The organism is Arthrobacter rhizophilus, from assembly GCF_026241105.1.
Classification (GTDB): Bacteria; Actinomycetota; Actinomycetes; order Actinomycetales; family Micrococcaceae; genus Arthrobacter.
Window position 1 is genome coordinate 1 of the sequence record NZ_JAPFFT010000078.1, and the last position, 1,168, is coordinate 1,168.

Genomic DNA, 1,168 nt, shown 5'->3' on the forward strand with positions numbered 1-1,168 from the left:
TCACCAAAGCTGCGGCGCTCACCGTCGCCGGCTGGCTTACGATCGCCGAACGGCTTGCGATCGCGATCGCCAAAGCTGCGGCGCTCACCGTCGCCGGCTGGCTTACGATCACCGAACGGCTTACGATCGCGATCACCAAAGCTCGGACGCGCATCGCGCTCACCGCGCGGACGATCACCAAACGGCTTACGATCGCGATCACCAAAGCTCCGACGCGCATCGCCTTCACCACGCGGACGATCACCAAACGGCTTACGATCGCGATCACCAAAGCTCGGACGCGCATCGCCTTCACCACGCGGACGATCACCAAACGGCTTACGATCGCGGTCGCCGCCGGTGTTGCCTTCACGGTTGTCCTTGGAACGGAATCCGCGTGGATCGCCCCCGGAATTGTTGTTGGCGCGGAACGGGCCGCGATCGCCTCGGCCACCGCCGAAGTTGCCGCGATTGCCGCCGTTGTGCTCAGCCATGATGGATTCCTCCTGTTGTGAGCTGACCACTGGCGCATGCGCAGCCGCTCTTATCCGTAATTTGTTCTCACGCCGCCGGGATCCGGCTCGTATCTCTAATGCAATTCTAGGTGACCGGCCATCCGCGGACGCATTCGAGGACCGCCTAATCAGCTCCTCGTGGGAAGCATCACAACTTTCGGCCGCCCGGCAGTCTTGCGGCTGGCTCCCTAAACCAGGTCTAGGCTCTGGAATTTTGACGCTCCTGCAGTTTTGGGGCCTTCTGGCCGGACGCTGGCTCACCTATGGCGGGTCCTGACGGGACGCTCGCTCACCTCTGGCGGGTCCTGACGGGACGCTCCTGCAGTTTTGGGGCCTTCCGGCCGGACGCTTCCTGCAGTTCCGGGGTGCCGGGGTGCCGGGGTGCCGGGGTGCCGGGGTGCCGGTCAGGGTAGGGGTCCGCCCACATGTGAGGGAGCGTTGGTGGTTTCCGGCGTGGATGTGGTGGGGCGTCCGGTGGTGTGGTGGGGTGTCCGGTGGTGGGGTGTCCGGTGGTGGGGTGTCCGGTGGTGGGGTGGTGTGTTTAAATGCGGGAGACCCCCCGACCGTGGTGGTGGTTGGGGGGTCTCGACCTGAATGGTTGTCCGGCGGTGTCCTACTCTCCCACACCCTCCCGGGTGCAGTACCATCGGCGCTGTGGGTCTTAGCTTCCGGGT

The 1,168-nt window shown here is 64.8% G+C and carries 1 protein-coding gene and 1 rRNA gene; one reads left to right on the forward strand and one right to left on the reverse strand.

Annotation, left to right across the window (positions count from 1 at the left end; translation table 11 throughout):
- Positions 1 to 494: hypothetical protein (locus OOZ51_RS22375; RefSeq protein WP_265982173.1), on the forward strand; the 494-nt coding region annotated here is incomplete at its 5' end.
- Positions 495 to 1,094: 600 nt separating this feature from the next.
- Here the strand turns inward: OOZ51_RS22375 and rrf are convergent.
- Positions 1,095 to 1,168 (reverse strand): 5S ribosomal RNA (rrf, locus tag OOZ51_RS22610); the annotation flags it as partial.